Annotated in this window: 20 protein-coding genes; 13 read left to right on the top strand and 7 right to left on the bottom strand. The window is 49.4% G+C overall.

Annotated elements, in window-relative coordinates:
• The first annotated feature begins 189 nt into the window (after positions 1–189).
• On the top strand, positions 190–585 hold the full coding sequence (locus tag RSC70_RS08325; protein ID WP_025799105.1) for a DoxX family protein: 396 nt from the start codon (positions 190–192) through the stop codon (positions 583–585).
• A gap of 136 nt (positions 586–721) precedes the next feature.
• On the top strand, positions 722–1,702 hold the full coding sequence (locus RSC70_RS08320) for a glutathione S-transferase family protein (RefSeq protein ID WP_332542209.1): 981 nt from the start codon (positions 722–724) through the stop codon (positions 1,700–1,702).
• A 170-nt stretch (positions 1,703–1,872) separates the two neighbouring features.
• Here the strand turns inward: RSC70_RS08320 and RSC70_RS08315 are convergent, their stop codons facing one another.
• Together RSC70_RS08315 and RSC70_RS08310 are read right to left on the bottom strand one after the other, a co-directional pair.
• Complete coding sequence (locus RSC70_RS08315) at positions 1,873–2,736, bottom strand: YjjW family glycine radical enzyme activase (protein WP_040046213.1); 864 nt, start codon at positions 2,734–2,736, stop codon at positions 1,873–1,875.
• Entirely contained in the window at positions 2,708–4,270 is a 1,563-nt protein-coding gene (locus RSC70_RS08310; RefSeq protein ID WP_332542208.1) for a YjjI family glycine radical enzyme, read from the bottom strand. Before RSC70_RS08310 ends, RSC70_RS08315 begins: the two co-directional genes overlap by 29 nt.
• Before the next feature lie 446 nt (positions 4,271–4,716).
• On the opposite strand from RSC70_RS08310, the gene deoC reads away from it, so the two are divergent.
• The 4 genes from deoC (at position 4,717) to deoD (ending at position 9,235) form a co-directional block, all read left to right on the top strand.
• Positions 4,717–5,496, top strand: a complete 780-nt coding sequence (gene deoC, locus RSC70_RS08305) for a deoxyribose-phosphate aldolase (RefSeq protein WP_040046211.1) — start codon at positions 4,717–4,719, stop codon at positions 5,494–5,496.
• Between the two features lie 256 nt (positions 5,497–5,752).
• Positions 5,753–7,075: a thymidine phosphorylase gene (gene deoA / locus RSC70_RS08300; protein ID WP_040046210.1), complete on the top strand. Its 1,323-nt coding sequence runs from the start codon at positions 5,753–5,755 to the stop codon at positions 7,073–7,075.
• A 108-nt stretch (positions 7,076–7,183) separates the two neighbouring features.
• Complete coding sequence (gene deoB / locus RSC70_RS08295; RefSeq protein ID WP_130999289.1) at positions 7,184–8,407, top strand: phosphopentomutase; 1,224 nt, start codon at positions 7,184–7,186, stop codon at positions 8,405–8,407.
• A 93-nt stretch (positions 8,408–8,500) separates the two neighbouring features.
• Complete coding sequence (gene deoD / locus RSC70_RS08290; RefSeq protein WP_040046209.1) at positions 8,501–9,235, top strand: purine-nucleoside phosphorylase; 735 nt, start codon at positions 8,501–8,503, stop codon at positions 9,233–9,235.
• 608 nt (positions 9,236–9,843) lie between these two features.
• Here deoD and RSC70_RS08285 read toward each other — a convergent pair.
• Together RSC70_RS08285 and metK are read right to left on the bottom strand one after the other, a co-directional pair.
• Positions 9,844–11,250 carry a sugar porter family MFS transporter gene (locus RSC70_RS08285; protein ID WP_025799118.1) on the bottom strand — a complete coding sequence of 469 codons (1,407 nt, stop codon included), beginning with the start codon at positions 11,248–11,250 and terminating at the stop codon, positions 9,844–9,846.
• 372 nt (positions 11,251–11,622) lie between these two features.
• On the bottom strand, positions 11,623–12,777 hold the full coding sequence (metK, locus tag RSC70_RS08280; protein WP_040046207.1) for a methionine adenosyltransferase: 1,155 nt from the start codon (positions 12,775–12,777) through the stop codon (positions 11,623–11,625).
• A gap of 892 nt (positions 12,778–13,669) precedes the next feature.
• Between metK and RSC70_RS08275 the strand changes: the two genes are divergently transcribed.
• The 4 genes from RSC70_RS08275 to speB all read left to right on the top strand — a co-directional run bounded on the left by RSC70_RS08275 (position 13,670) and on the right by speB (position 17,906).
• Entirely contained in the window at positions 13,670–13,849 is a 180-nt protein-coding gene (locus RSC70_RS08275; RefSeq protein ID WP_071842608.1) for a hypothetical protein, read from the top strand.
• Positions 13,842–15,818 carry a biosynthetic arginine decarboxylase gene (speA, locus tag RSC70_RS08270; protein WP_304187507.1) on the top strand — a complete coding sequence of 659 codons (1,977 nt, stop codon included), beginning with the start codon at positions 13,842–13,844 and terminating at the stop codon, positions 15,816–15,818. Before RSC70_RS08275 ends, speA begins: the two co-directional genes overlap by 8 nt.
• A 113-nt stretch (positions 15,819–15,931) precedes the next feature.
• Positions 15,932–16,831, top strand: coding sequence for a PHP domain-containing protein (locus RSC70_RS08265; RefSeq protein WP_332542207.1), 900 nt, complete (start codon positions 15,932–15,934; stop codon positions 16,829–16,831).
• Positions 16,832–16,985: 154 nt separating this feature from the next.
• Complete coding sequence (gene speB / locus RSC70_RS08260; protein WP_025799129.1) at positions 16,986–17,906, top strand: agmatinase; 921 nt, start codon at positions 16,986–16,988, stop codon at positions 17,904–17,906.
• Positions 17,907–17,956: 50 nt separating this feature from the next.
• Here speB and RSC70_RS08255 read toward each other — a convergent pair whose 3' ends face one another.
• Positions 17,957–18,139 carry a hypothetical protein gene (locus RSC70_RS08255; RefSeq protein ID WP_282807477.1) on the bottom strand — a complete coding sequence of 61 codons (183 nt, stop codon included), beginning with the start codon at positions 18,137–18,139 and terminating at the stop codon, positions 17,957–17,959.
• A gap of 387 nt (positions 18,140–18,526) precedes the next feature.
• On the opposite strand from RSC70_RS08255, the gene fdnG reads away from it, so the two are divergent.
• From fdnG to fdnI, 3 genes are read left to right on the top strand one after another with little or no spacing between them, the layout of a single operon-like run.
• Positions 18,527–21,574 carry a formate dehydrogenase-N subunit alpha gene (gene fdnG, locus RSC70_RS08250; RefSeq protein WP_115103670.1) on the top strand — a complete coding sequence of 1,016 codons (3,048 nt, stop codon included), beginning with the start codon at positions 18,527–18,529 and terminating at the stop codon, positions 21,572–21,574.
• A 12-nt stretch (positions 21,575–21,586) separates the two neighbouring features.
• On the top strand, positions 21,587–22,489 hold the full coding sequence (gene fdxH / locus RSC70_RS08245; protein WP_332542206.1) for a formate dehydrogenase subunit beta: 903 nt from the start codon (positions 21,587–21,589) through the stop codon (positions 22,487–22,489).
• The gene (fdnI, locus tag RSC70_RS08240; RefSeq protein WP_025799135.1) at positions 22,482–23,132 is read left to right on the top strand and encodes a formate dehydrogenase-N subunit gamma; all 651 of its coding nucleotides are present in this window, start codon (positions 22,482–22,484) and stop codon (positions 23,130–23,132) included. Before fdxH ends, fdnI begins: the two co-directional genes overlap by 8 nt.
• A gap of 71 nt (positions 23,133–23,203) precedes the next feature.
• On the opposite strand, the gene RSC70_RS08235 is transcribed toward fdnI, so the two are convergent.
• Together RSC70_RS08235 and RSC70_RS08230 are read right to left on the bottom strand one after the other, a co-directional pair.
• Positions 23,204–23,959 carry a M48 family metallopeptidase gene (locus RSC70_RS08235; protein ID WP_227741690.1) on the bottom strand — a complete coding sequence of 252 codons (756 nt, stop codon included), beginning with the start codon at positions 23,957–23,959 and terminating at the stop codon, positions 23,204–23,206.
• Between the two features lie 177 nt (positions 23,960–24,136).
• A complete protein-coding gene (locus RSC70_RS08230) occupies positions 24,137–24,892 on the bottom strand; it encodes a M48 family metallopeptidase (protein ID WP_025799139.1) in 756 nt (251 codons plus the stop codon).
• Positions 24,893–25,076 lie beyond the last annotated feature (184 nt).

Raw genomic sequence — 25,076 nt, 5'->3', positions numbered from 1 at the left:
AACTTTTTGACTTCAGTTTTTTTGAAGAATTCCAGCAATTTTACTCGCTAACACTCCTTCATGCTTTGTCCTAGTATTAGCCCATCGAGAGAAACGCGCTCCACAATATGGCTAACGCCACATGGATTGCACGCCTCACACCGAACAGCGCTGCATAAGCGGCAACATCAAATTGTCTGGAGCATGAAAATGAGCAACAAATTAGAAAATATCGCACTGCTGGCCGCCCGTATCCTGATGCCAATCCTGTTTATTTCTGCGGGTTGGGGCAAAGTCACTGGCTACGCTGGCACCCAGCAATACATGGAAGCCATGGGCGTTCCGGGCGCACTGTTGCCGCTGACTATTTTGTTAGAGCTGGGTGGTGGTTTAGCCGTTCTGTTCGGTTTACTGACTCGCACTACCGCACTGTTTACCGCAGGCTTCACGATTCTGACAGCATTCCTGTTCCATTCGAACTTTGCGGACGGTGTTAACCAACTGATGTTCATGAAAAACCTGACTATCGCTGGTGGATACTTGGTTCTGGCAGTTGCAGGCCCAGGCGCATTCAGCATCGACCGTTTGCTGAACAAAAAATGGTAATGACTTACCTTTCTACAGCTCGAATGATTTAGAGTAAAAAGGGCTATAGTGAGATAGTAAAGGGGCGGAAACGCCCCTTTATGCTTTGGTATAAAGTCACTTCTCTGCGAATTATTGGGCACAATCAGGAGGATTTATGGGACAACTCGTTGACGGTATCTGGCAAGATATCTGGTATGACACCAAATCTACCGGTGGACGTTTTAAGCGTTCAAACGCGCAGTTTCGTAACTGGGTTACTTCTGATGGATCTGCTGGCCCAAATAATGAACCGGGATTTAAGGCAGAAAAAGATCGCTACCATCTTTATGTCTCTTTGGCCTGTCCGTGGGCACATCGCACGTTGTTAGTTCGTAAGCTCAAGGGGCTGGAAACGCTGATACCTGTTTCCGTAGTCAGCCCGCTGATGCTGGAAAATGGTTGGACGTTTGATCGCTCCTTCGATGCCGCGACCGGTGACGAACTTTATCACCATGATTTTCTCTATCAGCTCTATCTACAGGCCGATCCGCACTATACCGGACGCGTCACTGTCCCTGTGCTGTGGGATAAACAAACTCAAACCATCGTCAGCAATGAATCTTCAGATATCATTCGTATGTTTAATACTGCGTTTGATGATTTGGGCGCAAAGCCGGGTGATTTTTATCCGTCGGAATTGCGTACTGAAATTGATGAACTCAATAGCTGGGTTTATGACACCGTCAATAATGGCGTCTATAAAGCAGGGTTTGCGACGTCGCAAGAGGCCTATGATGAAGCCGTTAGCGCGGTATTTGCCTCATTAGATAAGCTGGAAAACATTCTTTCTCGTCAACGTTATTTAACCGGCGAGCGTTTAACCGAAGCCGATCTTCGCTTGTGGACCACGTTAGTGCGCTTTGATCCGGTATACGTGACGCATTTTAAATGCGATTGGCAGCGGATTAGCGACTACCCGAATCTGTATGGATTCCTGCGTGATATTTATCAGATGCCGGGTATTAAAGAGACGGTCAATCTGGAACACATCCGTAATCATTATTATCGCAGCCATAAAACCATCAACCCAACGGGCATTATTTCGATTGGGCCAAAGCAAGACCTTGATGCTCCGCACGGCCGCGATAAACGTTAAAAAAGCCCTGCAAAAGCAGTAACACCTTTCACTTAAGTGTGATTTTAGGGGAAGTACACCGATGGGGTCGTAGCAGCTTTAGCTGCCGGAGCGCCCCGCGGTGTGCTAGCCCCGTGTATCTCGATCTCTTAAACGAACGGCGTTATGCAAAAGCAGGGCTTTTCGATTTCTCATAAATACAGCGCAGGGCGAATAATCTGCTTCACTCCACGTTGGGTGAGTGCGGTGGCTAGCGTTTCAATATCTTCTTTTGTGGCACTTTGCCATGCCTGCGCATCACCGCGAACGCCATGATGATGAAAGGCGTTGAGGCGTACAGGAATATCCCCGAGAGTGGTAATAAACTGTGCTAGTTCATCGGCATGCTGAAGATGATCGCTATGCTGTGGGATCACCAGCAAACGCAGTTCGCTGAGTTTGCCATGTTTTGCCAACCACTGAATGCTTTGCTTGATCCTTTGATTATCTCGCCCCGTCAATGCGGTGTGGCATTCGCTTCCCCACGCTTTAAGATCGATCATGGCACCGTCCATCCATGGTGCGATTTTCTCCCAACCCGCCGTGGATAGTTCGCCGTTACTGTCGATCAGGCAGGTTAAATGCTTGAGCGTTGGTGCGGATTTAATTGCCGTAAAGAAATCATATAAAAACGGCAGTTGCAGCGTTGCTTCGCCACCGCTAACGGTTATCCCATTGATAAACAGTGCATTGCGTTTTACCTGTGCCAAAAGGGAATCTACGCTGTAGCGCTGCACCATTGGGCTGGACTGCCGTGTACAAGTTTGCAGGCAGGTATCGCATTGCTGGCAGGCCTTCTCATCCCAATGCACACTCCCTTCCACTAGACTTAATGCTTGATGAGGGCAGGTGGCTACACAGTCTCCGCAGTGGTCACAAAGACCAATGGTGTAGGGGTTGTGGCAATTTTTACAGTTTAAATTGCACCCTTGTAGAAAAATGGCCAAGCGACTGCCTGGCCCATCGACGCAGGAGAACGGTAAGATTTTACTTACCGAAGCGCATCGTTTGTTCATGACTAATCACTCGTGGCTGGCGTTGCATGATCCCGGTATTTTTGGCTGCTTCCTCACCCAGCCACGTCGTATTTAGGCGTGAACCTTCCGCATTGAATTTTTCAATATCAGACAGACGCACCATGTAGCCGGTAATACGAACCAGATCGTTACCGCAGACGTTGGCTGAAAACTCACGCATACCAGCGGCAAAACCCCCAAGGCAAAGCTGCATCATAGCTTCAGGATTGCGCTTGATGGTTTCTTCCAGCGTTAAGATGTCGCTGATGCCCGATGTGTAATGCGCATGGTGAGGGGCAACGGTCATCAAATGGGTTACGGGATCGGGTTCTGTGCCGTAAGGAATTCGAGCACCCGGTGTAGTGCCAATGTCAGAGCTAATACCCGATTGAGCATGCAGCATGGCACGCTGTTTCCAGCCGTGTTTAACCGGCGTTTGTGCCACAAATTCAGCTAATTGTTCACTGATACGATAGCCAAGCTGATTAGCTTGCTCGCTTTCACCGTAAACACCCGATAAACCGTCTTTCTCCTGCAAAATATTTACGGCTTCTGCCAACGCATAAATCCCAAACATAGGTACAAAGCGCTGAGGATCGATTAAACCTTCTTTTACGAGGAAGCTTTGCTCAAAGAAATGCGATTGGTTGTAGAGGAAGTCGGTGCGAGCATCAATAATATTAATTTGCTGGCGGCAATAATACGGTAGTTGGCGAGTGAAGAAGTCCTGCGAAGACTCGCTGCGTAACGCAACCTGCTTCAAATTAATACGAACTAACGTGTTTCCGCCTCCGGCAAGTGGCAGAGAATTGTAACAGCTGACAATACCGTAGCCGCCTTTTGTGAAAATATTATCATGCGCAGGGCCGTTGGCGATGTGAGGCTTACTGCATTCACAAATGTTTTTAGCGGCCTGAAGTAGCAAAGATTCAGGAGTAATTTGTGGATCGTAGATAAACGTGAGATTAGGCGCAACCTGCTTCAGTTCAGCGTCTGCGCGTAAAATTAGGCGAGTCAGTAGGTTATCGTTTGGCCCAATATTGGCATGCATAAAGGCATCTGGCAAAGTGCGATCCAGGTAACGCCAGAAACGTTTTATGCGGATATATAATTCGTTTTCTGTTAGAATTCCAACATAAGGCAGCAGTAGGCTGTCTAAATGGCCGAGAAACACGGGCATAGAGGTAACTGAAGGGACATGGTGGTACAGGATGCACAGCATATTTAGTGCGTCGTCAAAATCCTGTGCCGGTTCCAGTTCCAGATATTCGGAGCCCTGTGACAAAAACTTGACGTAATCCGGCAGAACGTAGCGTGGTTTGTACGGCGCATGCCCTTCAAACATATCGCAAATGACGTTCTCATCCAGTGCCTGACGGGCTTCTGGTGGTAAATTGGGATACGGTAGAGCGTTCTCGGCTTCTAGAGCCAAAAAGTGACGTTTTTGCTCTGGAGACAGCGTTTCGCTGGTCGCAATTTGCTGGCAGCGCTGTAGTAAAGCAGGTAGTACAGAAGTATCGGTGGAATTCGTCATAACGCCTCTCTGCGGGCAATAGTGCTGTTTTATCGTCATTCTAAAGAGGATAAGCAAGCAAACTATTGATCCTGATATAGGCCGTGAGAAGGTAATGCGTTTTTCATTCATATAAGAGGTTATTTCGTGATGTTAATCACATATAATCTCGAGTTGTTACAGTTGGTTTTTCATCTACTGTGACGATGAGCACAAATGTGACGGAGGGTTTGTGTTCAAATAGTAACATATGATGTTGACCATGAAGGGCCATATGCGGTGAGATGGATCTCAGTTGCTTTCCGGTCAGAATGACGGAACAGAATCTTCAAGGAACCAAGTCCGCTCGCCAACGTATTGGGATACCTTCAAGGCTTTCGCGCTTATCGTGAACTGTGAAGCCTCCGAGCCCTAAATCATTGTGTCTGAATCTAGGCAAAGCCAGTTCAGCCCAGTTGGAGAGTAAAATGACTGATTTAAAAGTTGCTGCAAAACGTGCGTTACAGTTGATGGATTTGACTACCCTGAACGAAGACGACACCGACGAAAAAGTGATCGCTCTGTGCCATCAGGCAAAAAGCCCAGCTGGTAACACCGCAGCAGTTTGCATCTATCCACGTTTCATCCCAATTGCGCGTAAAACTTTGCGCGAGCAGGGCACCCCTGAAATTCATATCGCTACCGTGACTAACTTCCCGCACGGCAACGATGATATCGCTATTGCACTGGCAGAAACCAAAGCGGCTATCGCTTACGGCGCTGACGAAGTTGACGTGGTATTCCCATACCGCGCGCTGATGGCGGGCAACGAGCAGGTTGGTTTCGACATGGTTAAAGTCTGCAAAGATGCCTGTAACGAAGCTGGCGTATTGCTGAAAGTGATCATCGAAACCGGCGAGCTGAAAGATGCCGCGCTTATCCGTAAAGCGTCTGAAATTTCTATCAAAGCGGGTGCTGACTTCATCAAAACCTCTACCGGTAAAGTTCCTGTTAACGCCACGCTGGAAAGCGCAGAGATCATGATGACCGTGATCCGTGATATGGGCGTAGGCAAAACCGTTGGCTTCAAGCCTGCTGGTGGCGTTCGTACCGCTGAAGATGCCGCAGAATATCTGGCTCTGGCTGGTCGTTTGCTGGGTGATGACTGGGCTGATTCCCGTCACTTCCGCTTTGGTGCTTCTAGCCTGTTGGCAAGCCTGCTGAAAACGCTGGGCTACGATGCTAAAGGCACTGGCAGCGCTTACTAATTCAGTTTTGGTTTAACTGTTTTTCGCCGCGGCGGTTTCGTCGCGGTGATACTTATTGTTTTATTTAAATTATTTGTTCGATACCCAAAATGATTGACGTTGCATCAAGGCGGCAAACATAGCCAACGTAGCGGCAACTTCAAGCAGAAAGGGGCGGGGCGTTCCGCAGAACATACCTCTTTAACCTACACACATATCCAATGTCTTGAGCATGCGCTCTAAGTTCTGAGGATATAATCAGCAGGGGGATACAACCTTGTTCCTAGCACAAGAAATTATTCGTAAAAAACGTGATGGCCACGCGCTCAGCGAGGAAGAAATTCGTTTTTTCATCAACGGTATTCGTGACAATACCGTTTCTGAAGGTCAGATTGCCGCATTGGCGATGACCATCTTTTTCCACGATATGATCATGCCTGAACGCGTTGCTCTTACTATGGCAATGCGAGATTCCGGTACGGTTCTGGACTGGAAATCATTGAATCTGAACGGCCCGATTGTGGATAAACATTCCACCGGCGGCGTGGGTGACGTGACTTCATTGATGCTTGGCCCAATGGTGGCGGCATGCGGTGGTTATGTTCCGATGATTTCTGGCCGTGGTTTAGGCCATACCGGCGGTACGCTGGATAAGCTGGAAGCGATCCCAGGATTTGATATTTTCCCTGACGATGCGCGTTTCCGTAAAATTATTTCTGAAGTGGGTGTGGCTATTATCGGCCAGACCAACTCTTTGGCACCGGCAGATAAACGTTTCTACGCGACGCGTGACATTACCGCGACCGTTGACTCCATTCCGCTGATCACCGCGTCTATTTTAGCTAAGAAATTGGCTGAAGGACTGGATGCGTTAGTGATGGACGTGAAAGTCGGCTCAGGTGCCTTCATGCCTACTTTCGAGCTCTCCGAAGCGCTGGCGCAGTCTATCGTTGGCGTGGCTAACGGCGCAGGCTGCAAAACAACCGCGTTACTGACTGATATGAATCAGGTTCTGGCGTCAAGCGCCGGTAACGCCGTTGAAGTGCGCGAGTCTGTGCAGTTCCTTACAGGTGAATACCGCAACCCGCGTTTGTTTGAAGTGACGATGGCTTTGTGTGCCGAGATGTTGATTTCTGGTAATTTGGCCGCAGATCAACAGGACGCACGCAATAAACTGCAAGCCGTGTTGGATAACGGTAAAGCGGCAGAGATCTTTGGCCGCATGGTGGCAGCACAAGGTGGCCCAGCTGATTTTGTTGAGCGCTACGATAGCTACTTACCGCAGGCCACATTAAGCAAGCCGGTCTTTGCTGAACACAGTGGTATTATTACTGCTATGGATACCCGCGAACTGGGTATGTCAGTGGTTGGACTGGGTGGCGGGCGTCGCCGTGCGACCGACAGCATCGATTACAGCGTCGGTTTAACTGATATGGTTCGTTTGGGCGACAGCGTGGATGCGCAGCGTCCATTGGCGATTGTGCATGCGTCCAATGAAGAAGATTGGCAACAGGCTGCTCGTGCAGTACGCAGCGCAATTGTGTTGGGTGACAAAGCTCCGGCAGAAAATCCGGTAGTTTATCGCCGTATCACTGAGTAAACGCCATACTTAACGGGTGTTGGTTAAACCAGCCTTAGGATTAAAACCAGAGAGTCGCCAAGTTTGCATCGGCTCTTTGGTCACAGCGCTAAAGCGCAGGAGAGTAAGATGAAACGTACATTTATCATGGTATTAGACTCATTTGGTATCGGTGCGAGTGAAGATGCTGAACGCTTTGGCGATGTGGGTTCCGATACGCTAGGTCATATTGCTGACGCCTGCGCGCGCGGCGAAGCAGATATTGGCCGCAAAGGTCCGCTGACCCTGCCTAACCTGAGCCGTTTAGGTTTAGGTAAAGCGGCTGAAGAATCAACTGGTCGTTTCCCGCAGGGCTTAGATAAAAACGCTGATATCATCGGCGCGTATGGTTATGCGAGCGAACTCTCTTCCGGTAAAGACACCCCGTCTGGCCACTGGGAAATCGCCGGTGTTCCTGTTCTGTTCGATTGGGGCTATTTCTCCGATCATGAAAACAGCTTCCCACAGGAGCTGTTAGATATTCTGGTCAAGCGCGGCAATCTGCCAGGTTATCTGGGTAACTGCCACTCTTCTGGTACCGTGATTTTGGATCAGTTGGGTGAAGAGCACATGAAAACCGGCAAACCGATTTTCTATACCTCAGCTGACTCCGTATTCCAGATTGCTTGCCATGAAGAGACCTTCGGGCTGGATCGTCTGTATGAGCTGTGTGAAATCGCGCGTGAAGAGCTGACTAAAGGTGGTTACAACATTGGTCGTGTGATTGCGCGTCCATTCGTTGGTGACAAACCAGGCGAGTTCAAACGTACCGGCAACCGTCATGACTTAGCGGTTGAGCCACCGGCACCAACCATGCTGAAAAAGCTGGTTGATGAGAAGGGCGGTGAAGTCGTTTCTATCGGTAAAATTGCTGATATCTACGCTAACGTCGGCATCACTCAGAAAGTGAAAGCGACTGGCATCGATGCGCTGTTTGATGAAACGCTTATCGAGATGGAAAAAGCGGGTAATAACACCATTGTGTTCACCAACTTTGTTGATTTCGACTCCTCTTACGGCCACCGTCGTGACGTCGCAGGTTATGCTGCTGCGCTTGAGCTGTTTGACCGCCGTCTGCCAGAAATGCTGAAATTAGTGAAAGATGACGATATCATTATCTTCACCGCTGACCACGGCTGTGACCCAACATGGGAAGGCTCCGACCATACCCGTGAACACATCCCAGTTCTGGTTTACGGACCTAAAGTGAAACCGGGTTCGTTGGGCCATCGTGAAACCTTCGCAGATATTGGCCAAACCGTAGCAAACTACTTTGGTCTGTCTCCGATGGATTACGGTAAAGTGATGTTTTAATTTCTGAGCGCCACCCGGCTTTAGTGAGTCGGGTGGCGTTTCATTTCATAGTTAGCTTGATATTTAGACTTACATACCAAAAGGATACGAATTATGGCTACGCCGCATATTAATGCCGAGATGGGTGATTTTGCAGACGTTGTGTTGATGCCGGGCGATCCGCTGCGTGCAAAACACATTGCTGAAACTTTCCTGCAAGACGTCCGTCAGGTAAACAGCGTGCGCGGCATGCTGGGCTTCACCGGTACTTATAAGGGTCGTAAGATCTCCGTTATGGGTCACGGCATGGGTATCCCATCATGTTCTATCTATGCGAAAGAGCTGATCACTGATTTTGGCGTGAAAAAAATCATCCGCGTGGGTTCATGTGGCGCAGTGCGCATGGACGTTAAACTGCGTGACGTGGTTATCGGCATGGGTGCATGTACTGACTCTAAAGTTAACCGTATGCGTTTCAAAGACCACGACTATGCAGCGATTGCAGATTTCGACATGGTGCGTAACGCATCTGACGCTGCGAAAGCCAAAGGCATCAATGCACGCGTAGGTAACATCTTCTCCGCTGACCTGTTCTACACGCCAGACCCGTCTATGTTCGACGTGATGGATAAGTACGGCATTCTGGGTGTGGAAATGGAAGCTGCGGGTATCTACGGCGTTGCCGCTGAGTTTGGCGCGAAAGCACTGACTATCTGTACCGTATCTGACCACATTCGTACCCACGAGCAGACCACTGCTGAAGAACGCCAGACCACTTTCAACGACATGATTGAAATCGCGCTGGAATCCGTTCTGCTGGGCGATGCGGAAGAAGCTGCTGCTAAGTAATAGCGGATAGCTGGAATACGTTTAGAGGCTCCTGAAAAGGGGCCTTTTTTGTATTCGGTGATGGTGTAAGGTTTCGTTCGCCTATCAATAACGGCGTTTATATGTAGCTAATTCGAAGGCGACCGATGAGGGGCGCCAGCGCGCGCCCCTTCAATCCTCGCGCTTTTATCCAAGACGCCATCTCCGCTCCGGTTTGGTATCGCCCATCCCGGGCGGCCCAAACTCCGCCGGTACATCCCTGTACCGGCGGCTCTTTCTACCAAAACTTACACAGGTAAAAAGACAAAGAGACAAAAATATCTTTTGTCTTTTCCGTGTTAGATGAAATGCATTTTAGAGCCGCCAGCAGGGATGCTGGTGGCAGGTTGAGGGCGCACAGGACGTGCGCTCCGAGACCGGTCGGTCAAACGACTCGGTAAAAAGCGCGCGAGTTGAGAGTCCCCGCGCAACGGGACTCTCATCGGATGCCTACGGCAGCGGTTTCATGGAAACATAAAAGCTAACCGGCGTACGAAACCTTTCACTGTTCTAATATAAATACAAACAAGGCGACACACTGGCCGCCTTGTTCGTATCTGTGTAGAGAATCGATATTACATCAATTTAAATCACTTAGACCCAATCTTACGCAGTGGTTTACCCTGCATCAGGTTACGTTCAATGTGCTCCAGAGAGATGTTCTTAGTCTCAGGGATCAGCGCTAACGTAATGAAGATGAAGATAACGTTCAGGCCGGCATAGACCCAGAAGGTATGTGCGCTACCCAGAGAGTTCAGCATGGTCAGGAAGGTTGCCCCGACGATCATGTTGGCAATCCAGTTGGTGGCGGTTGAACAGGTGATACCAAAATCACGACCTTTCAGCGGCTGAATTTCAGAACACAGCACCCAAATCAATGGACCGGCGCTCATGGCAAAACCGACGATGAAGATTAGCAGCATGATAACGGCAAAGTACTGAGCAAACACGGAGCTGATACCGATGTTCATCATAGTACCCAAGGTGCCCATACCTAAAGCCATCACGATGAAGCCGAGAATCAAGGTTGGCTTACGGCCCCAGCGGTCAACCAAACCGATGGCAATAAAGGTGGCTAATACGTTAACCAGACCGACAATAACCGTGCCCCACATCTGCTGTGAGGTGCTGGCAAATCCGGCTAAGTCGAAGATTTTTGGTGCGTAATACATAATGACGTTCATACCGGTGAACTGCTGCATCACCTGTAACAACACGCCAAGATAAACGGCACGGCGGAAGTTTTTATTGTTGATAAACAATGCCCAGCCGCTTTGTTTCACTTTCAGACTTTCGCGAATTTCATCCAGTTCACTTTTGGCTTGTTCACTGGTATCACGCAGTTTTTCTAACACACGGCGGGCTTTTTCATCGCTGCCGCGAGCGGCTAACCAGCGCGGGCTATCTGGCAGGAAGAACACACCAATCAATAGCAGAATAGCTGGAATAGTGATGACACCCAGCATCCAGCGCCATGCGCCGGTGTAGCTGAAAGCGGTGTCAGAAAGATAAGCGGCCAAAATACCGATGGTGATCATCAACTGGTACATTGAAATCATACTGCCGCGAATCTTTTCTGGTGCAATTTCAGAAAGATAAATCGGCGCTGTATAAGATGCGATACCCACCGCCAATCCCAACAGTACGCGAGAAAGGATCAGGATTTCAACGTCAGGTGCGAAGGCAGAAAACAGGGAGCCAACCACAAACAGGATTGCGCCAATCATCAAGCTGTATTTACGGCCAATGCGGAAGTTCAACCAGCCGCTACCTACTGCACCGACTGCCGCACCAAACATCATAGAGCTCACAACCCATTCTTGTTGAGAGCTGGTGATTTGAAACGTCTCGCTGATAAATGGCAAAGCACCAGCGATAACACCAATATCCAGCCCGAACAGTAAGCCTGCCAGCGCAGCTAAAAAGCAGACAAAGAACGTTAGACTGGCATTTGAACGGGTCTTGCGAACCGATTGTGTACTCACGGTAGTACTCATACTGCCTCCGAAAAGAAACTCGTTTGTATGCTTATCATGTTAAGAATCTATGGCGCTAATGTAAGTGCTCCCGATCACATAAATGTAATCGCTTACACTAATATGGCATTCATGCGGAAAGCGAGTAGGTACAAGGTTATGGATTTACTTACAGTGTTACGTGGTTAATTAATTGGTTTTAAAACAATTTAATCCATAAAATAGAATGGTACTATATTGGTTTATATGGGTATTTTTTAATCATTAAACGTATTTTTAGTTTAAGTATGAATTTAATGTAATCGTTTTCATTTTGGCGGTAATACCGACGAGTCAATTTTTAGACAATAAAAAAGCAGGCACAAAGGCCTGCTTTTTCAGTCAGGGTTAACCTTATTTCAGGCCAGCGGCTTCACGCAGAAGTGCGGCTTTGTCGGTTTTTTCCCATGGGAAGTGCTCACGGCCAAAGTGACCATAGGCTGCGGTTTCACGGTAGATTGGTTGGATCAGATCCAGCATCTGAATCAAACCGTATGGACGCAGGTCGAAGAATTCACGTACCAGCAAGGTAAGCTGCTCGGTAGAGATTTTTTCGGTGCCAAAGGTTTCGATCATGATTGAAGTTGGCTCAGCGATACCAATTGCGTAAGAAACCTGAATCTCACAGCGATCAGCCAGACCCGCAGCAACGATATTTTTTGCTACGTAACGAGCAGCGTATGCCGCTGAACGGTCAACTTTTGAAGGATCTTTACCGGAGAATGCACCGCCACCGTGACGTGCTGCGCCGCCGTAGGTATCAACGATGATTTTACGACCGGTCAAACCACAGTCACCCATTGGGCCACCGATAACGAAACGGCCGGTTGGGTTGATGAAGTATTTGGTATTAGCAGACAACCATTCTGGCGGCAGAACCGGCTTGATGATTTCTTCCATTACCGCTTCTTTCAAATCAGGCAGGCTGATGGTATCAGAGTGCTGAGTGGAAAGAACCACGGCATCGATGCCGGCAATTTTGCCGTCGTCGTACAGGAAAGTGACCTGGCTTTTGGCATCCGGACGCAGCCATGGCAGAGTGCCGTTTTTACGCACTTCAGCCTGACGCTCCATCAGACGATGAGCATAGGTGATTGGCGCAGGCATCAATACGTCGGTTTCGTTGGTCGCGTAACCAAACATAATACCTTGGTCGCCAGCACCCTGTTCTAAAGGATCGGTACGGTCAACGCCTTGGTTGATGTCTGGTGATTGTTTGCCGATAGCGCTCAGCACGGCACAAGAGTTAGCATCAAAGCCCATATCAGAACTTACATAACCGATTTCAGCAACGGTTTTACGGGTCAGTTCTTCAATGTCTACCCATGCATTAGTGGTGATTTCACCACCAACCAGCACCATGCCGGTTTTGACATAGGTTTCACATGCAACGCGCGCTTTTGGATCCTGTTCGAGTATCGCATCAAGCACGGCGTCAGAAATTTGGTCTGCAATCTTATCAGGATGCCCTTCGGACACTGATTCAGACGTGAAAAGGTGTTTAGCCATGGTGTTCTTTACCTTTAAAAGACGGGTTTAAAGTCACTGCGTAATGCTGGGGTATGTACATCAGTATCTAGCTTGTGGCTAGCTCTGGTGCCTGATGCATCCTGCAACGCCCCTCAGGCAAAGCCGTTCAGCAGTTTATCAGTCAATAAGTATAGATGGATTAACATCTGGACGGCTATTTTAAGACAGACCCGTCGTAGTTTTCTAGTCTTTTTGTCACTTTATGTCCGCAAAGGAGTATTTTTTTCTATACAGCCCGTTCTTTTACACCTGCGTAAACGCACAGAAACAGTTTTTAGCAAAATTTCATTTTGCAATTTCTAGCTGTTGATTGTATAAACTGCGCGCGGCTTACCGGTGCATGACGCTTTAACCGAATCGCTAAAATGTGTTAACAGCAGGGATTTTTGGATAACTTGCTGAAAATACAAGTGATAAGGGGCGGCTATGTGTCTCACTTCCGGCCGAGGAGGGTATGAGTTGTTGCTCATACTGTCAGTCTCAACACACTGTTAACTTTTTGGATCTGCGCGTTATTTTAGCCGCAGGCATGGAGGTGGTTCAGGTAATGATCCGCACGAACATCTCAGCGACAACTGTCGCGTTTCACATTATTGCTTCCGGCAATATTCTGCGTCTTCATGGCGCTCCGCTGTTCCGCGCTTTGCGCCTTCCTTCCTATTTATCTGCATTTCTCGCATTTTCCCGATGTTATTCACCACTTTGGTGAAGATGGGGCGCGACTCAGGATTCTTACGCCGATAGCGGCAACTGATGACTGAACAAGGGTAACCTGCGGCGTGGTATTGCTACCAAACAACGCGCAGGCGAATTTTCATTGGGGTTTATCCTGCATTCAAGAATGCACTCCCCGACCCACGGAGTTAGCGACGTGTTTTGCTCTTATACTTATATCAGTCCGGCATTTTGTCCGGTGCTGAGCTTTGTGGTCACGCCAAAAATCCCGGCGTGTGGGTTGTTAAGCGCAGATGTTGCTGCGATAGTGAATAACCGTGCTGTGAATAATTCCATTATTTGCCACGACAGTGCACAAGGAGTTCGTCATGTCTAACGAACTTCGCCAACGTCCGCAGGAAGCGGCCGGAAACCATCAATTGCGTTCTATGCAGGAGGTTGCCATGAATGATCGTAATGCCAGCAAAATGCTGAGTACTTATAACGTCGCCTACTGGGGTGGCAACTATTATGACGTCAACGAGTTAGGTCATATTTCAGTTTGTCCAGATCCCGACGTCCCAGAAGCGCGCGTCGATCTGACGCAACTGGTAGAGAAGCTGCAAAAAGAGAGCAACCAGCGTTTGCCTGCGCTGTTCTGTTTCCCGCAGATCCTGCAACATCGCCTGCGTTCAATTAACGCAGCGTTTAAGCGTGCGCGTGAATCTTTCGGCTATGAGGGCGGCTACTTCTTGGTTTATCCGATTAAGGTAAACCAGCATCGTCGCGTCATTGAGTCGTTAGTGAATTCTGGCGAGCCCTTAGGTTTAGAAGCAGGTTCGAAAGCGGAGTTGATGGCGGTGCTGGCTCATGCCGGTATGACGCGTTCCGTGATTGTGTGTAACGGCTATAAAGATCGTGAATACATCCGCTTGGCATTGATCGGCGAAAAACTGGGTCACAAGGTGTATCTGGTTATCGAGAAGATGTCTGAAATCAAGCTGGTGATGGAAGAAGCCGAGCGCCTGAACGTGGTGCCCCGCCTTGGCGTGCGTGCACGCTTATCTTCGCAAGGCTCCGGTAAATGGCAGTCGAGCGGCGGTGAGAAATCTAAATTTGGCTTGGCGGCAACGCAAGTGTTGCAACTGGTTGAAACCCTGCGTGAAGCGGGTCGTTTAGATAGCCTGCAGCTGCTGCATTTCCATTTAGGTTCTCAGTTGGCGAACATTCGCGATATCGCCACCGGCGTGCGCGAATCTGCACGTTTCTACGTTGAGTTACATAAGCTGGGCGTGAACATCCAGTGCTTTGACGTCGGCGGCGGCTTGGGCGTGGACTACGAAGGAACGCGTTCTCAGTCTGATTGCTCGGTGAACTATGGCCTGAACGAATACGCGAACAACGTCATTTGGGGTATCGGTGATGCCTGTAATGAGCATGGTTTGCCGCATCCGACGGTGATCACGGAGTCCGGTCGTGCGGTAACGGCGCATCATACGGTGCTGGTTTCCAATGTGATTGGCGTTGAACGTAATGAATTCCACGCGCCTGTGGCTCCGGCTGAAGATGCACCTCGTGCGCTGCAAAGCCTGTGGTCTACATGGGAAGAGATGCAGGATTCTGATACCAAGCGTTCATTGCGTGAATGGTTGCACGATAGCCAGCTCGATCTGAACGACGTGCACAGCCAGTATGCGCACGGTATTTTGGATCTTACTCAGCGTGCATGGGCTGAGCAGCAATATCTGACGATCTGTAGCCAGATCCAAGAACATCTTGATCCAAGCAATCGCGCACACCGTCCGATCATTGATGAACTGCAAGAGCGTATGGCTGACAAGCTGTATGTGAACTTCTCACTGTTCCAGTCAATGCCTGATGCGTGGGGGATCGATCAGTTATTCCCTGTTCTGCCATTGAGCGGTTTGGATCAGGCGCCTGAGCGTCGTGCGGTGCTGCTGGATATTACCTGTGACTCAGATGGTGCCATCGATCACTACATCGACGGCGATGGGATCGCAACGACGATGCCGATGCCGCAGTACGATCCAGAAAATCCGCCGCTGATTGGTTTCTTCATGGTGGGGGCGTATCAAGAGATTCTGGGCAACATGCACAATCTGTTCGGGGATACGGCTTCGGTTGACGTCTTTGTCTTTGAAGATGGCAGCGTTGAGGTGCAAGACTCGGACGAAGGCAATACGGTTGCCGAGATGCTGGAATATGTTCAGCTCGATCCTGAAGTATTGTTGACCCGCTTCCGCGATCAGGTCCGCAAAACGGATCTCGACGCTGAGCTACAAACCCAGTTCTTGGATGAATTTGAGTCTGGTCTCTACGGGTATACCTATCTTGAAGATGAGTGATCGGTTGATCTAACAGACATCGAGATCACAAAGTGTAAGGGTGCTTCGGCACCCTTTTTTGTGGCTGATGTATAGTGAGAAATTATACCGATCTGAAGAATGGGAGTATTCACATGGAAAAAGTCGACCTGCATATGCACTCGCATCATAGTGATGACGCAGATTATCCGGTTGCAGAACTGATTGCTCGCTGCGTTCGTGAAGGCGTTACCACGCTGGCGATAACCGATCACAATTCGGCGTTTTCATTTGCTGAATCTGAAAAGTGGCGAAGTGATGCGCTGAATATCATTTCTGGCATTGAAATCGACTGTACCTTCCAAGGACGTAACTTTCATTTGCTCGGCTATGGCTTTACGCCATCGGATGATTTCACGCAGGTATATGAAAACTTCAACGATATTCAGCGTGAGCTGGTGCCCGTGAAGTTGGCGAAGCTCCGTGAGTTCGGTTTCTTTATTGATGACGAGCATTTAGCGCGGCTGGCGAATGACCGTTTGCCTCAGGAAGAGCAAATGGGCGAGGCTATTCTTGAAGATGAGCGCAATGCCAATAATCCACTATTGCTGCCGTACCGCTCCGGTGGTGCGCGCGCCGATATGCCATTAATCAACTTTTACTGGGATTTTTTCGGCCTCGGTAAGGCCTGCTATCAGCCTGTGACCTATCCGGCTCTGGAAGAGATGGCGGATTTGATCCGTGATAACGGCGGTATTCCCGTTATTGCGCATATTGGGGCCAACGTGAAAGAAGATCACGAGGCGATACTCGAGCAAATGCTGGAATCTGGCGTAGCGGGAATTGAAGTGTTCTCCAGCTACCATGATGATGAACTGGCGCAGCGCTTATATGATTTTGCCTTGGAGCAGGGCGCTTATGTGACCTGCGGCAGTGATTTCCACGGACGTAACAAACCCAAAATTGAAGTGGGAACCTGTCGATACAATCCAGAGCAGCTGATAGAGATAAAACGTTTTCTGGATGTGGTGAGCGAGAGTTCACATCAGGCTTGAAGAGTCGAAATTTTACGGCGATAATCGTCTACAGCAGCTTTTAAAGCGAACAATGAATCCCTTTCTCGTCGGGCTAACGACGCGGAAGGGATTTTTTTTCATCGGTACTTTGACTTCGGCCAGCGATAACTGCGGCCTTTTACGAGGATTGATTATGAGCACCCTGGGCAATAAACCCGATAACTCACTGGTTTCTAACGCCTTTGGCTTCCTGCGTTTTCCGCTGAATTTCCAGCCATACGACAGCGATGCTGATTGGGTTATCACCGGTGTACCTTTCGATATGGCGACTTCAGGTCGTGCTGGTGGGCGTCATGGCCCAGCGGCAATTCGTCAGGTCTCCACTAATCTGGCGTGGGAAGGCAACCGCTGGCCGTGGAACTTCGATCTGCGCGATCGCTTAAACGTGGTTGACTGTGGCGACGTAGTATTTAATTTCGGTGACGCGCAGGATATGAGTGATTCTTTGCAGGCTCATACCGAAAAGCTGCTGGAATCCGGTAAGCGTTGTTTGACTTTCGGCGGTGACCACTTTGTGACTCTGCCATTGTTGCGTGCGCATGCTAAGCATTTTGGCAAGATGGCGCTGGTGCATTTTGATGCGCATACCGACACCTATGCTAACGGCAGCAAATTCGATCACGGTACGATGTTCTTCCATGCGCCGAATGAAGGCCTGATCGATCCAAATCATTCGGTACAGATCGGTATTCGTACTGAATTCGATCACGATAATGGTTTTACCGTGTTGGATGCCGCACAGGTGAACGATCGTGGCGTAGATGATGTGTTAGCGCAGATCAAACAGATCGTCGGCGATATGCCGGTCTATCTGACCTTTGATATCGACTGTTTGGATCCTGCTTTTGCACCAGGTACCGGTACTCCTGTTATTGGCGGACTGACTTCTGATCGTGCGCTCAAACTGGTGCGTGGCCTGAAGGATCTTAATATCGTCGGTATGGACGTGGTGGAAGTCGCTCCGGCTTACGATCAATCTGAAATCACCGCGCTGGCAGCTGCAACGCTGGCGCTGGAAATGCTCTACATTCAGGCAGATAAAAAAGGCGAGTAATCCTCGCGTTTTTGCTGATATCAAGGCGACCTTCGGGTCGCCTTTTTTCGTTATGGATAGCTAATTTTTTTGGCCAACAGCAAATAGATTTTCATATTGATGGGACGGCTGGTGGAGGCAAAAACCGACTCACCAATCCTGTGAGACTGTTGGCACAGTATTTGGGAATAATGCATGGGCTGCAGCGTAATAATTTTGCACATGATTTTCGCCTCATCTGTATAGATACTCATGCGATAAAGCCAGAATAAGACGATCGTTATAAAGGTTGGGTAAAACGTCATCGGGATAGAGTAAAAAATGTGTAAAGCCGCATAATTCAAACTTAAGAAAGCCTGTTCTCCCAATTATTGAATGTTATATCTATTCATTCTTTTTTATCTATTTACACCAATAATCACTTTTTTAATCTAATTTTTTGAATGACTACCTGATTGCAGATAAATCCTACAAATCCTTATTCTGTGTGCCACAAGAGTTAACGAAACGTTACCCTTTCTACTTATTAAGGGGTAAATATTGAGTGAATAGTTCTATTTTTTGATTTGACTCAATATGAGCAGGGTTGTAACTGTTAGTTTGCCGCTGACAAAAACATCATTGAAGCAATGAGGATGGCAATGGACGTCAGTCGCAGACAGTTTTTTAGAATCTGCGCCGGCGGGATGGCTGGTACAACAGCGGCAGTTTTAGGATTTACTCCTACTATGGCGCTGGCGGAGTCACGTAACTATAAGTTGCTGCGTGCAAAAGAAACCCGTAACTCCTGTACCTATTGTTCTGTTGGCTGTGGGTTATTGATGTATAGCCTTGGCGATGGTGCCAAGAACGCGAAATCAACGATTTTTCACATTGAAGGGGACCCGGATCATCCGGTAAACCGTGGCGCACTTTGCCCGAAAGGTGCTGGCCTGCTGGATTATATCCACAGTGAAAATCGTCTTCGTTACCCAGAATACCGTGCGCCAGGCTCTGATAAATGGCAGCGCATTAGCTGGGACGATGCTTTTGAGCGCATCGCCAAGCTGATGAAAAACGACCGTGATAAGAATTTTGAAACGACAAACGCCGAAGGCGTCACGGTTAACCGCTGGCTTTCAACCGGTATGTTGTGCGCCTCTGCGGCCAGCAATGAAACCGGTATGCTCACGCAAAAATTCGCCCGTTCACTGGGCATGTTGGCGGTTGATAACCAAGCGCGCGTCTGACACGGACCAACGGTAGCAAGTCTTGCTCCAACATTTGGTCGCGGTGCGATGACCAACCACTGGGTTGATATCAAAAACGCCAACGTAGTTATGGTGATGGGTGGCAACGCCGCTGAAGCGCATCCGGTTGGATTCCGCTGGGCGATGGAAGCCAAAAACAACAATGACGCCACGCTGATTGTGGTCGATCCGCGCTTTACCCGCACCGCTTCGGTTGCGGATATTTATGCGCCGATCCGCTCTGGTACCGACATTACCTTCTTGTCGGGCGTTTTGCTGTACCTGATTTCTAACAACAAAATTAACGCTGAATACGTTAAAAACTATACCAACGCCAGCCTGCTGGTGCGGGATGATTTTACGTTTGAAGACGGTTTGTTCAGCGGCTATGACGAATCTAAACGTCAGTACGACAAAACCACGTGGAACTACCAGTTCGACGAAAATGGTTATGCTAAACGTGACGACACTTTGCAGCATCCGCGCTGCGTGTGGAATCTGCTAAAAGCGCACGTGAGCCGCTATACGCCAGACGTGGTGGAAAACATCTGTGGTACGCCGCAGGCGGATTTCCTGAAAGTCTGCGAAGTCTTAGCGTCAACCAGCGCAGCCGATCGTACAACGACGTTCCTGTATGCATTGGGTTGGACTCAGCACACAGTGGGTGCGCAGAACATCCGTACCATGGCGATGATCCAGTTGCTGTTAGGCAATATGGGGATGGCCGGTGGTGGTGTTAACGCCTTACGTGGTCACTCTAATATTCAGGGTCTTACCGATCTTGGTTTGCTGTCTACCAGCCTGCCGGGCTATTTGACGCTGCCATCAGAAAAGCACACCAATCTAGAAACTTATCTCGCAGCCAATACGCCAAAAGCGACGCTGCCGGGTCAGGTTAACTATTGGGGCAATTACCCGAAATTCTTCGTCAGCTTGATGAAGGCTTTCTATGGTGACGATGCGCAGAAAGAAAATAACTGGGGCTTTGATTGGCTGCCGAAGTGGGATCAGTCCTACGACGTGATGAAGTACTTCCAGATGATGGATCAGGGCAAAGTTACTGGCTATATCTGCCAAGGCTTTAACCCGGTGGCGTCATTCCCAGATAAAAATAAGGTCGTTGAGTCGCTTTCTAAGCTGAAATATCTGGTGATTATCGATCCGTTGGTGACAGAAACTTCAAACTTCTGGCAAAACCACGGTGAGATGAACGAGGTTGATACGGCATCGATCCAGACTGAAGTCTTCCGTCTACCTTCAACCTGCTTCGCAGAAGAAGATGGTTCGATTGCAAACTCAGGCCGTTGGCTGCAATGGCACTGGAAAGGCGCTGACGCCCCAGGTGAAGCGCGTAACGACGGCGAAATTCTTGCCGGTCTGTACCATCGCCTGCGCACCATGTATCAGAATGAAGGCGGTAAAGGCGTTGAGCCGTTACTGAAAATGGGCTGGGGCTATGAGCAGCCAGATCATCCTGAATCTGAAGAAGTGGCGAAAGAAAACAACGGTTATGCGTTGGCCGATTTGTACGACGCTAACGGCACGTTGTTAGCCAAGAAAGGTCAGTTGCTGGATACCTTTGCTCATCTGCGCGATGACGGCACCACGGCAAGCGCCTGCTGGATTTATGCCGGTAGCTGGACCAGCAAGGGCAACCAGATGGCGAACCGTGATAACAGCGATCCGTCCGGCTTAGGTAATACCTTGGGCTGGGCTTGGGCATGGCCGCTGAACCGCCGCATTATTTATAACCGTGCGTCGGCAGATCCAATGGGTAAACCGTGGGATCCTAAGCGCATGCTGATCGAATGGAATGGCAGTAAGTGGGTCGGAAACGATATTCCAGACTACAACACCGCCGCACCGGGCAGCGGCGTCGGGCCGTTTATCATGCAGCCGGAAGGCTTGGGTCGTCTGTTTGCCATCGACAAGATGGCGGAAGGGCCATTCCCTGAGCACTACGAGCCGTTTGAAACACCGTTGGGTACCAACCCACTGCATCCAAACGTTATCTCCAATCCGGCGGCGCGTTTGTATGAGGCGGATGCCAAACGTATGGGCAACAAGACTGAGTTCCCTTACGTCGGTACCACGTATCGTCTGACCGAGCATTTCCACACGTGGACGAAGCATGCGCGTCTTAACGCCATCGTTCAGCCTGAACAGTTCGTGGAGATCAGCGAAGGTTTGGCTAAAGCGAAGGGCATTGAGCACGGTGATACGGTGAAAGTCAGCAGCAAACGCGGCTTTATCAAAGCGAAAGCGGTGGTGACTCGCCGTCTGCGTACCTTGCAGGTCAATGGTCAGGAAGTGGATACCGTGGGTATTCCAATTCACTGGGGCTTTGAAGGCGTGGCACGCAAAGGCTTTATCGCCAACACCCTGACTCCGTTCGTTGGCGACGCTAACTCGCAAACGCCAGAGTACAAGGCGTTTTTAGTTAACGTGGAAAAGGTATAAGGAGCCGAACTTATGTCCATGCAATCACAAGACATTATTAAGCGTTCGGCGACTAATGCCTTAACGCCGCCGCCGCAGGCTCGCGACTACAAAGAAGAAGTGGCTAAGCTTATCGACGTGTCTACCTGTATTGGCTGTAAAGCCTGTCAGGTAGCCTGTTCTGAGTGGAACGATATCCGTGACGAGGTAGGGCACTGCGTTGGGGTTTACGATAACCCTGCCGATTTGAGCGCTAAATCTTGGACGCTGATGCGTTTCTCGGAAGTCGAGCAAAACGGCAAACTGGAGTGGCTCATCCGTAAGGATGGCTGCATGCACTGTTCCGATCCGGGCTGCCTGAAGGCATGCCCGTCGGCTGGCGCAATCATTCAGTATGCAAACGGCATTGTAGATTTCCAGTCTGAGCACTGTATCGGCTGCGGCTACTGCATCGCAGGTTGTCCGTTCAACATTCCTCGCTTAAATCCAGACGACAACCGCGTGTACAAATGCACGCTGTGCGTTGACCGCGTGAGCGTGGGACAAGAACCCGCCTGTGTGAAAACGTGTCCGACCGGTGCGATTCATTTCGGCAGCAAGAAAGAGATGCTGGAAGTGGCGAGCGAGCGCGTTGAGAAGCTGAAAAAACGTGGCTTTGAGCATGCGGGTATTTATAACCCTGAAGGCGTTGGCGGCACTCACGTGATGTATGTTCTGCATCATGCGGATAAGCCAGAGCTTTATCACAACCTGCCGAAAGATCCGAAGATCGATATGGCGGTTGGTTTGTGGAAAGGGGTATTGAAGCCGCTGTCCGTCGCTGGATTTATCGCGACCTTTGCCGGTTTGATTTATCACTACATTGGCGTAGGCCCGAACAAAGAAGTGAGCGACGAAGAAGAAGGTGATGACGAGAAGGGGAACCATCATGAGTAAAAGTAAAATGATAGTTCGTACCAAATTCATCGACCGTGCCTGTCATTGGACGGTGGTAATTTGCTTCTTCTTGGTTTCGCTATCTGGCATCGCGCTGTTCTTCCCAACGTTGCAGTGGCTGACACAAACGTTTGGTACACCGCAGATGGGGCGCATCATGCACCCATTCTTTGGCGTGCTGATTTTTGTGGCGCTAATGTTCATGTTCTTCCGTTTTGTGAAGCACAACATTCCTGAACGTGAAGACGTGCCGTGGGTGGTGAACATCGTTGAAGTGCTCAAAGGCAATGAGCACGAAGTTGCTGATGTGGGTAAATATAACGCCGGTCAGAAAATGATGTTCTGGAGCATCATGAGCCTGATTTTCGTGTTGCTGGTTACCGGCATCATTATCTGGCGTCCGTATTTTGCCCAGCACTTCCCGATCGAAATGGTGCGCTATTCGCTGCTGATCCATGCGGCTGCGGCTATCGTGCTGATCCACGCGATCCTGATCCATATGTATATGGCATTCTGGGTTAAGGGATCGATCAAAGGCATGGTGGAAGGTAAAGTCAGCCGTCGCTGGGCGCGTAAGCATCACCCGCGCTGGTATCGTGAAATCGAAGCCAAAGAAGCGAAAGGCGAGAAAGCAGACGACTAATTCGTTTTGTTGTGTTCGCTAAATAAAAACCGCAGCCAAAGAAAAGCTGCGGTTTTTTTATGCGTCAGTTCTTATTTGTCTGCAGCGATACGATCGCGGATATGCTGTGCGCGTTCGGTTGATGGTGGGTGAGAATCGAACATGCTGCCTTTGCGGCCACCGTCGAGCTCAGCCAGTTTCTCAAAGCTGGTTGCCAGCCCCAGCGTGTTCAGCTTGTGCTTTTTCAGGAAATCATAAGAGAAGTCATCGGCTTCAGATTCCTGATGCTGTGAGAACTGCGAGTTGATCAGCGCTTCTCCCAGATCGGCTAACTGCGTTTGTGATAGCTCGGCGGCCACGCCGCTGGTGGAAGCTACCGCTGTTCTTGCCGCGATGGTGCCATAAGCAACCTTCATGGCTTTCAGGCTGTGACCGAGTGCCACGTGCCCCATTTCATGGCCTAACACGCCTTCGATTTCATCGTCGGTCATCATGTCCATCAGGCTGCTGTATACGCGGATACAGCCGTTCGCCATCGCGAACGCATTGATGTCATCGGTCATGTACACCTTGTAGTTGACCGGTAGCCCATTGATGTTGTTACCCATCGCCTTCGCAATTTTGTTTAAGCGTTTGGTGTATTTGCTTTTGCTGCTGGCGATTTGGCTTTGGCTATCCAACTCCTTACAGGATTGATTAGCGAGGGATCTTGCGTCTGCATCGCTGAGCGTTGCGGCCTGAATCGCTTGCACGCCAGACTGCGCGGCCATTTGGGTATTAATATTCTCACAGCCGGTTAATGCGGCTGATGCGATTGCTATCGCAATAAGCGTTTTAATGTTCATTATCTTTATCTTTCGTTGACAAATGATAGGTTAATTATATGATTTTTATACAGTAAAATCGGCTGAGACTATCATTGGGTAGACGCTGGAAGTAGTTAATTTACGATTAAAATAGACGCAATTTCGTGGGCGGGAATGAGGTGAAAAATGGCTCCGAAATGATTTCGGAGCCTGAGTTTATTATTGCTCTGCGGCGATGCGATCGCGAATGTGCTGAGCACGAGCCTGAGAAGATGGGTGGTCGTCAAACATGCTGCTTTGACGCCCTGCTTCCTGAGAGGCCAGTTTGTCGAAGCTGGTGGCTAGCCCAATCGGGTTGATTCCGCGCTTTTTAAGCAGATCGAAAGAGTAGTCATCGGCTTCGCTTTCTTGTTTTTGCGAGAACTGTGAATTCACCAGTTTTTCTCCCAGATCGGCGAGCTGTGATTGGGATAGCTCAGCGCCGATACCGCTGCTGGCGGCAATGGCGGTACGTGCAGCCGTGGTGGCATAAGCCACCTGCATCGCTTTACGTGAATGGCCTAATGCAACGTGGCCCATTTCATGCCCAAGCACGCCTTCGACTTCGTTGTCATTCATCATGTCCATAAGTCCGCTGTAGACACGCACGCAGCCGTTAGCCATCGCCCACGCGTTGACGTCTTTCGTCACGTAGACTTTATAGTTGACTGGGGTACCATTGATATCGCTGCCCAGCGCTTTTGAAATGGTCGCCAGACGTTTGGCATAGGTGCTATCCGCAGGGGCGATTTGGTTCTTGCTGTCCATTTCCGCGCAAGACTGTTCACTCAGGGCCTTAACTTGAGCATCAGATAGCGTTGCGGCCTGAAAGGCCTGCGCGCCAGACTGCATCAGTCCTTCAGTATTCATGTTTTGACAGCCGCTGAGGAAGGCAGAGGCTGTTAGAGCAATAAGAGGAAGTGTTATTTTGTTCATGTTATTTTCCTTGGGTGCAGTCTTTCCAGAGATTGAATGACGATCTGTGGTAGTGTATCCAGCGCCAATTGTGCTGTCATTGAGTATGTATTCTGTCTATACAGACCCCGTATGAAAGCGGATTAATCTGCTATTAAGAGAAATATAATGAGACATCATCGACTCATTTAGCCTTAGGGATTGC

Source organism: Hafnia sp., from assembly GCF_036648275.1.
GTDB classification, from domain to species: domain Bacteria; phylum Pseudomonadota; class Gammaproteobacteria; order Enterobacterales; family Enterobacteriaceae; genus Hafnia; species Hafnia alvei.
Note: the sequence above shows the minus strand (reverse complement) of the source record. Positions and strands in the feature narration are given on the sequence as shown.

Excerpts from the sequence above, each read along its gene's own strand:
- RSC70_RS08325 (WP_025799105.1), top strand. The coding sequence starts at position 190 with ATGAGCAACAAATTAGAAAATATCGCACTGCTGGCCGCCCGTATCCTG.
- RSC70_RS08320 (WP_332542209.1), top strand. The coding sequence starts at position 722 with ATGGGACAACTCGTTGACGGTATCTGGCAAGATATCTGGTATGACACC.
- RSC70_RS08315 (WP_040046213.1), bottom strand. The coding sequence starts at position 2,736 with ATGAACAAACGATGCGCTTCGGTAAGTAAAATCTTACCGTTCTCCTGC.
- RSC70_RS08310 (WP_332542208.1), bottom strand. The coding sequence starts at position 4,270 with ATGACGAATTCCACCGATACTTCTGTACTACCTGCTTTACTACAGCGC.
- deoC (WP_040046211.1), top strand. The coding sequence starts at position 4,717 with ATGACTGATTTAAAAGTTGCTGCAAAACGTGCGTTACAGTTGATGGAT.
- deoB (WP_130999289.1), top strand. The coding sequence starts at position 7,184 with ATGAAACGTACATTTATCATGGTATTAGACTCATTTGGTATCGGTGCG.
- deoD (WP_040046209.1), top strand. The coding sequence starts at position 8,501 with ATGGCTACGCCGCATATTAATGCCGAGATGGGTGATTTTGCAGACGTT.
- RSC70_RS08285 (WP_025799118.1), bottom strand. The coding sequence starts at position 11,250 with ATGAGTACTACCGTGAGTACACAATCGGTTCGCAAGACCCGTTCAAAT.
- metK (WP_040046207.1), bottom strand. The coding sequence starts at position 12,777 with ATGGCTAAACACCTTTTCACGTCTGAATCAGTGTCCGAAGGGCATCCT.
- speA (WP_304187507.1), top strand. The coding sequence starts at position 13,842 with ATGTCTAACGAACTTCGCCAACGTCCGCAGGAAGCGGCCGGAAACCAT.
- RSC70_RS08265 (WP_332542207.1), top strand. The coding sequence starts at position 15,932 with ATGGAAAAAGTCGACCTGCATATGCACTCGCATCATAGTGATGACGCA.
- speB (WP_025799129.1), top strand. The coding sequence starts at position 16,986 with ATGAGCACCCTGGGCAATAAACCCGATAACTCACTGGTTTCTAACGCC.
- RSC70_RS08255 (WP_282807477.1), bottom strand. The coding sequence starts at position 18,139 with ATGAGTATCTATACAGATGAGGCGAAAATCATGTGCAAAATTATTACG.
- fdxH (WP_332542206.1), top strand. The coding sequence starts at position 21,587 with ATGTCCATGCAATCACAAGACATTATTAAGCGTTCGGCGACTAATGCC.
- fdnI (WP_025799135.1), top strand. The coding sequence starts at position 22,482 with ATGAGTAAAAGTAAAATGATAGTTCGTACCAAATTCATCGACCGTGCC.
- RSC70_RS08230 (WP_025799139.1), bottom strand. The coding sequence starts at position 24,892 with ATGAACAAAATAACACTTCCTCTTATTGCTCTAACAGCCTCTGCCTTC.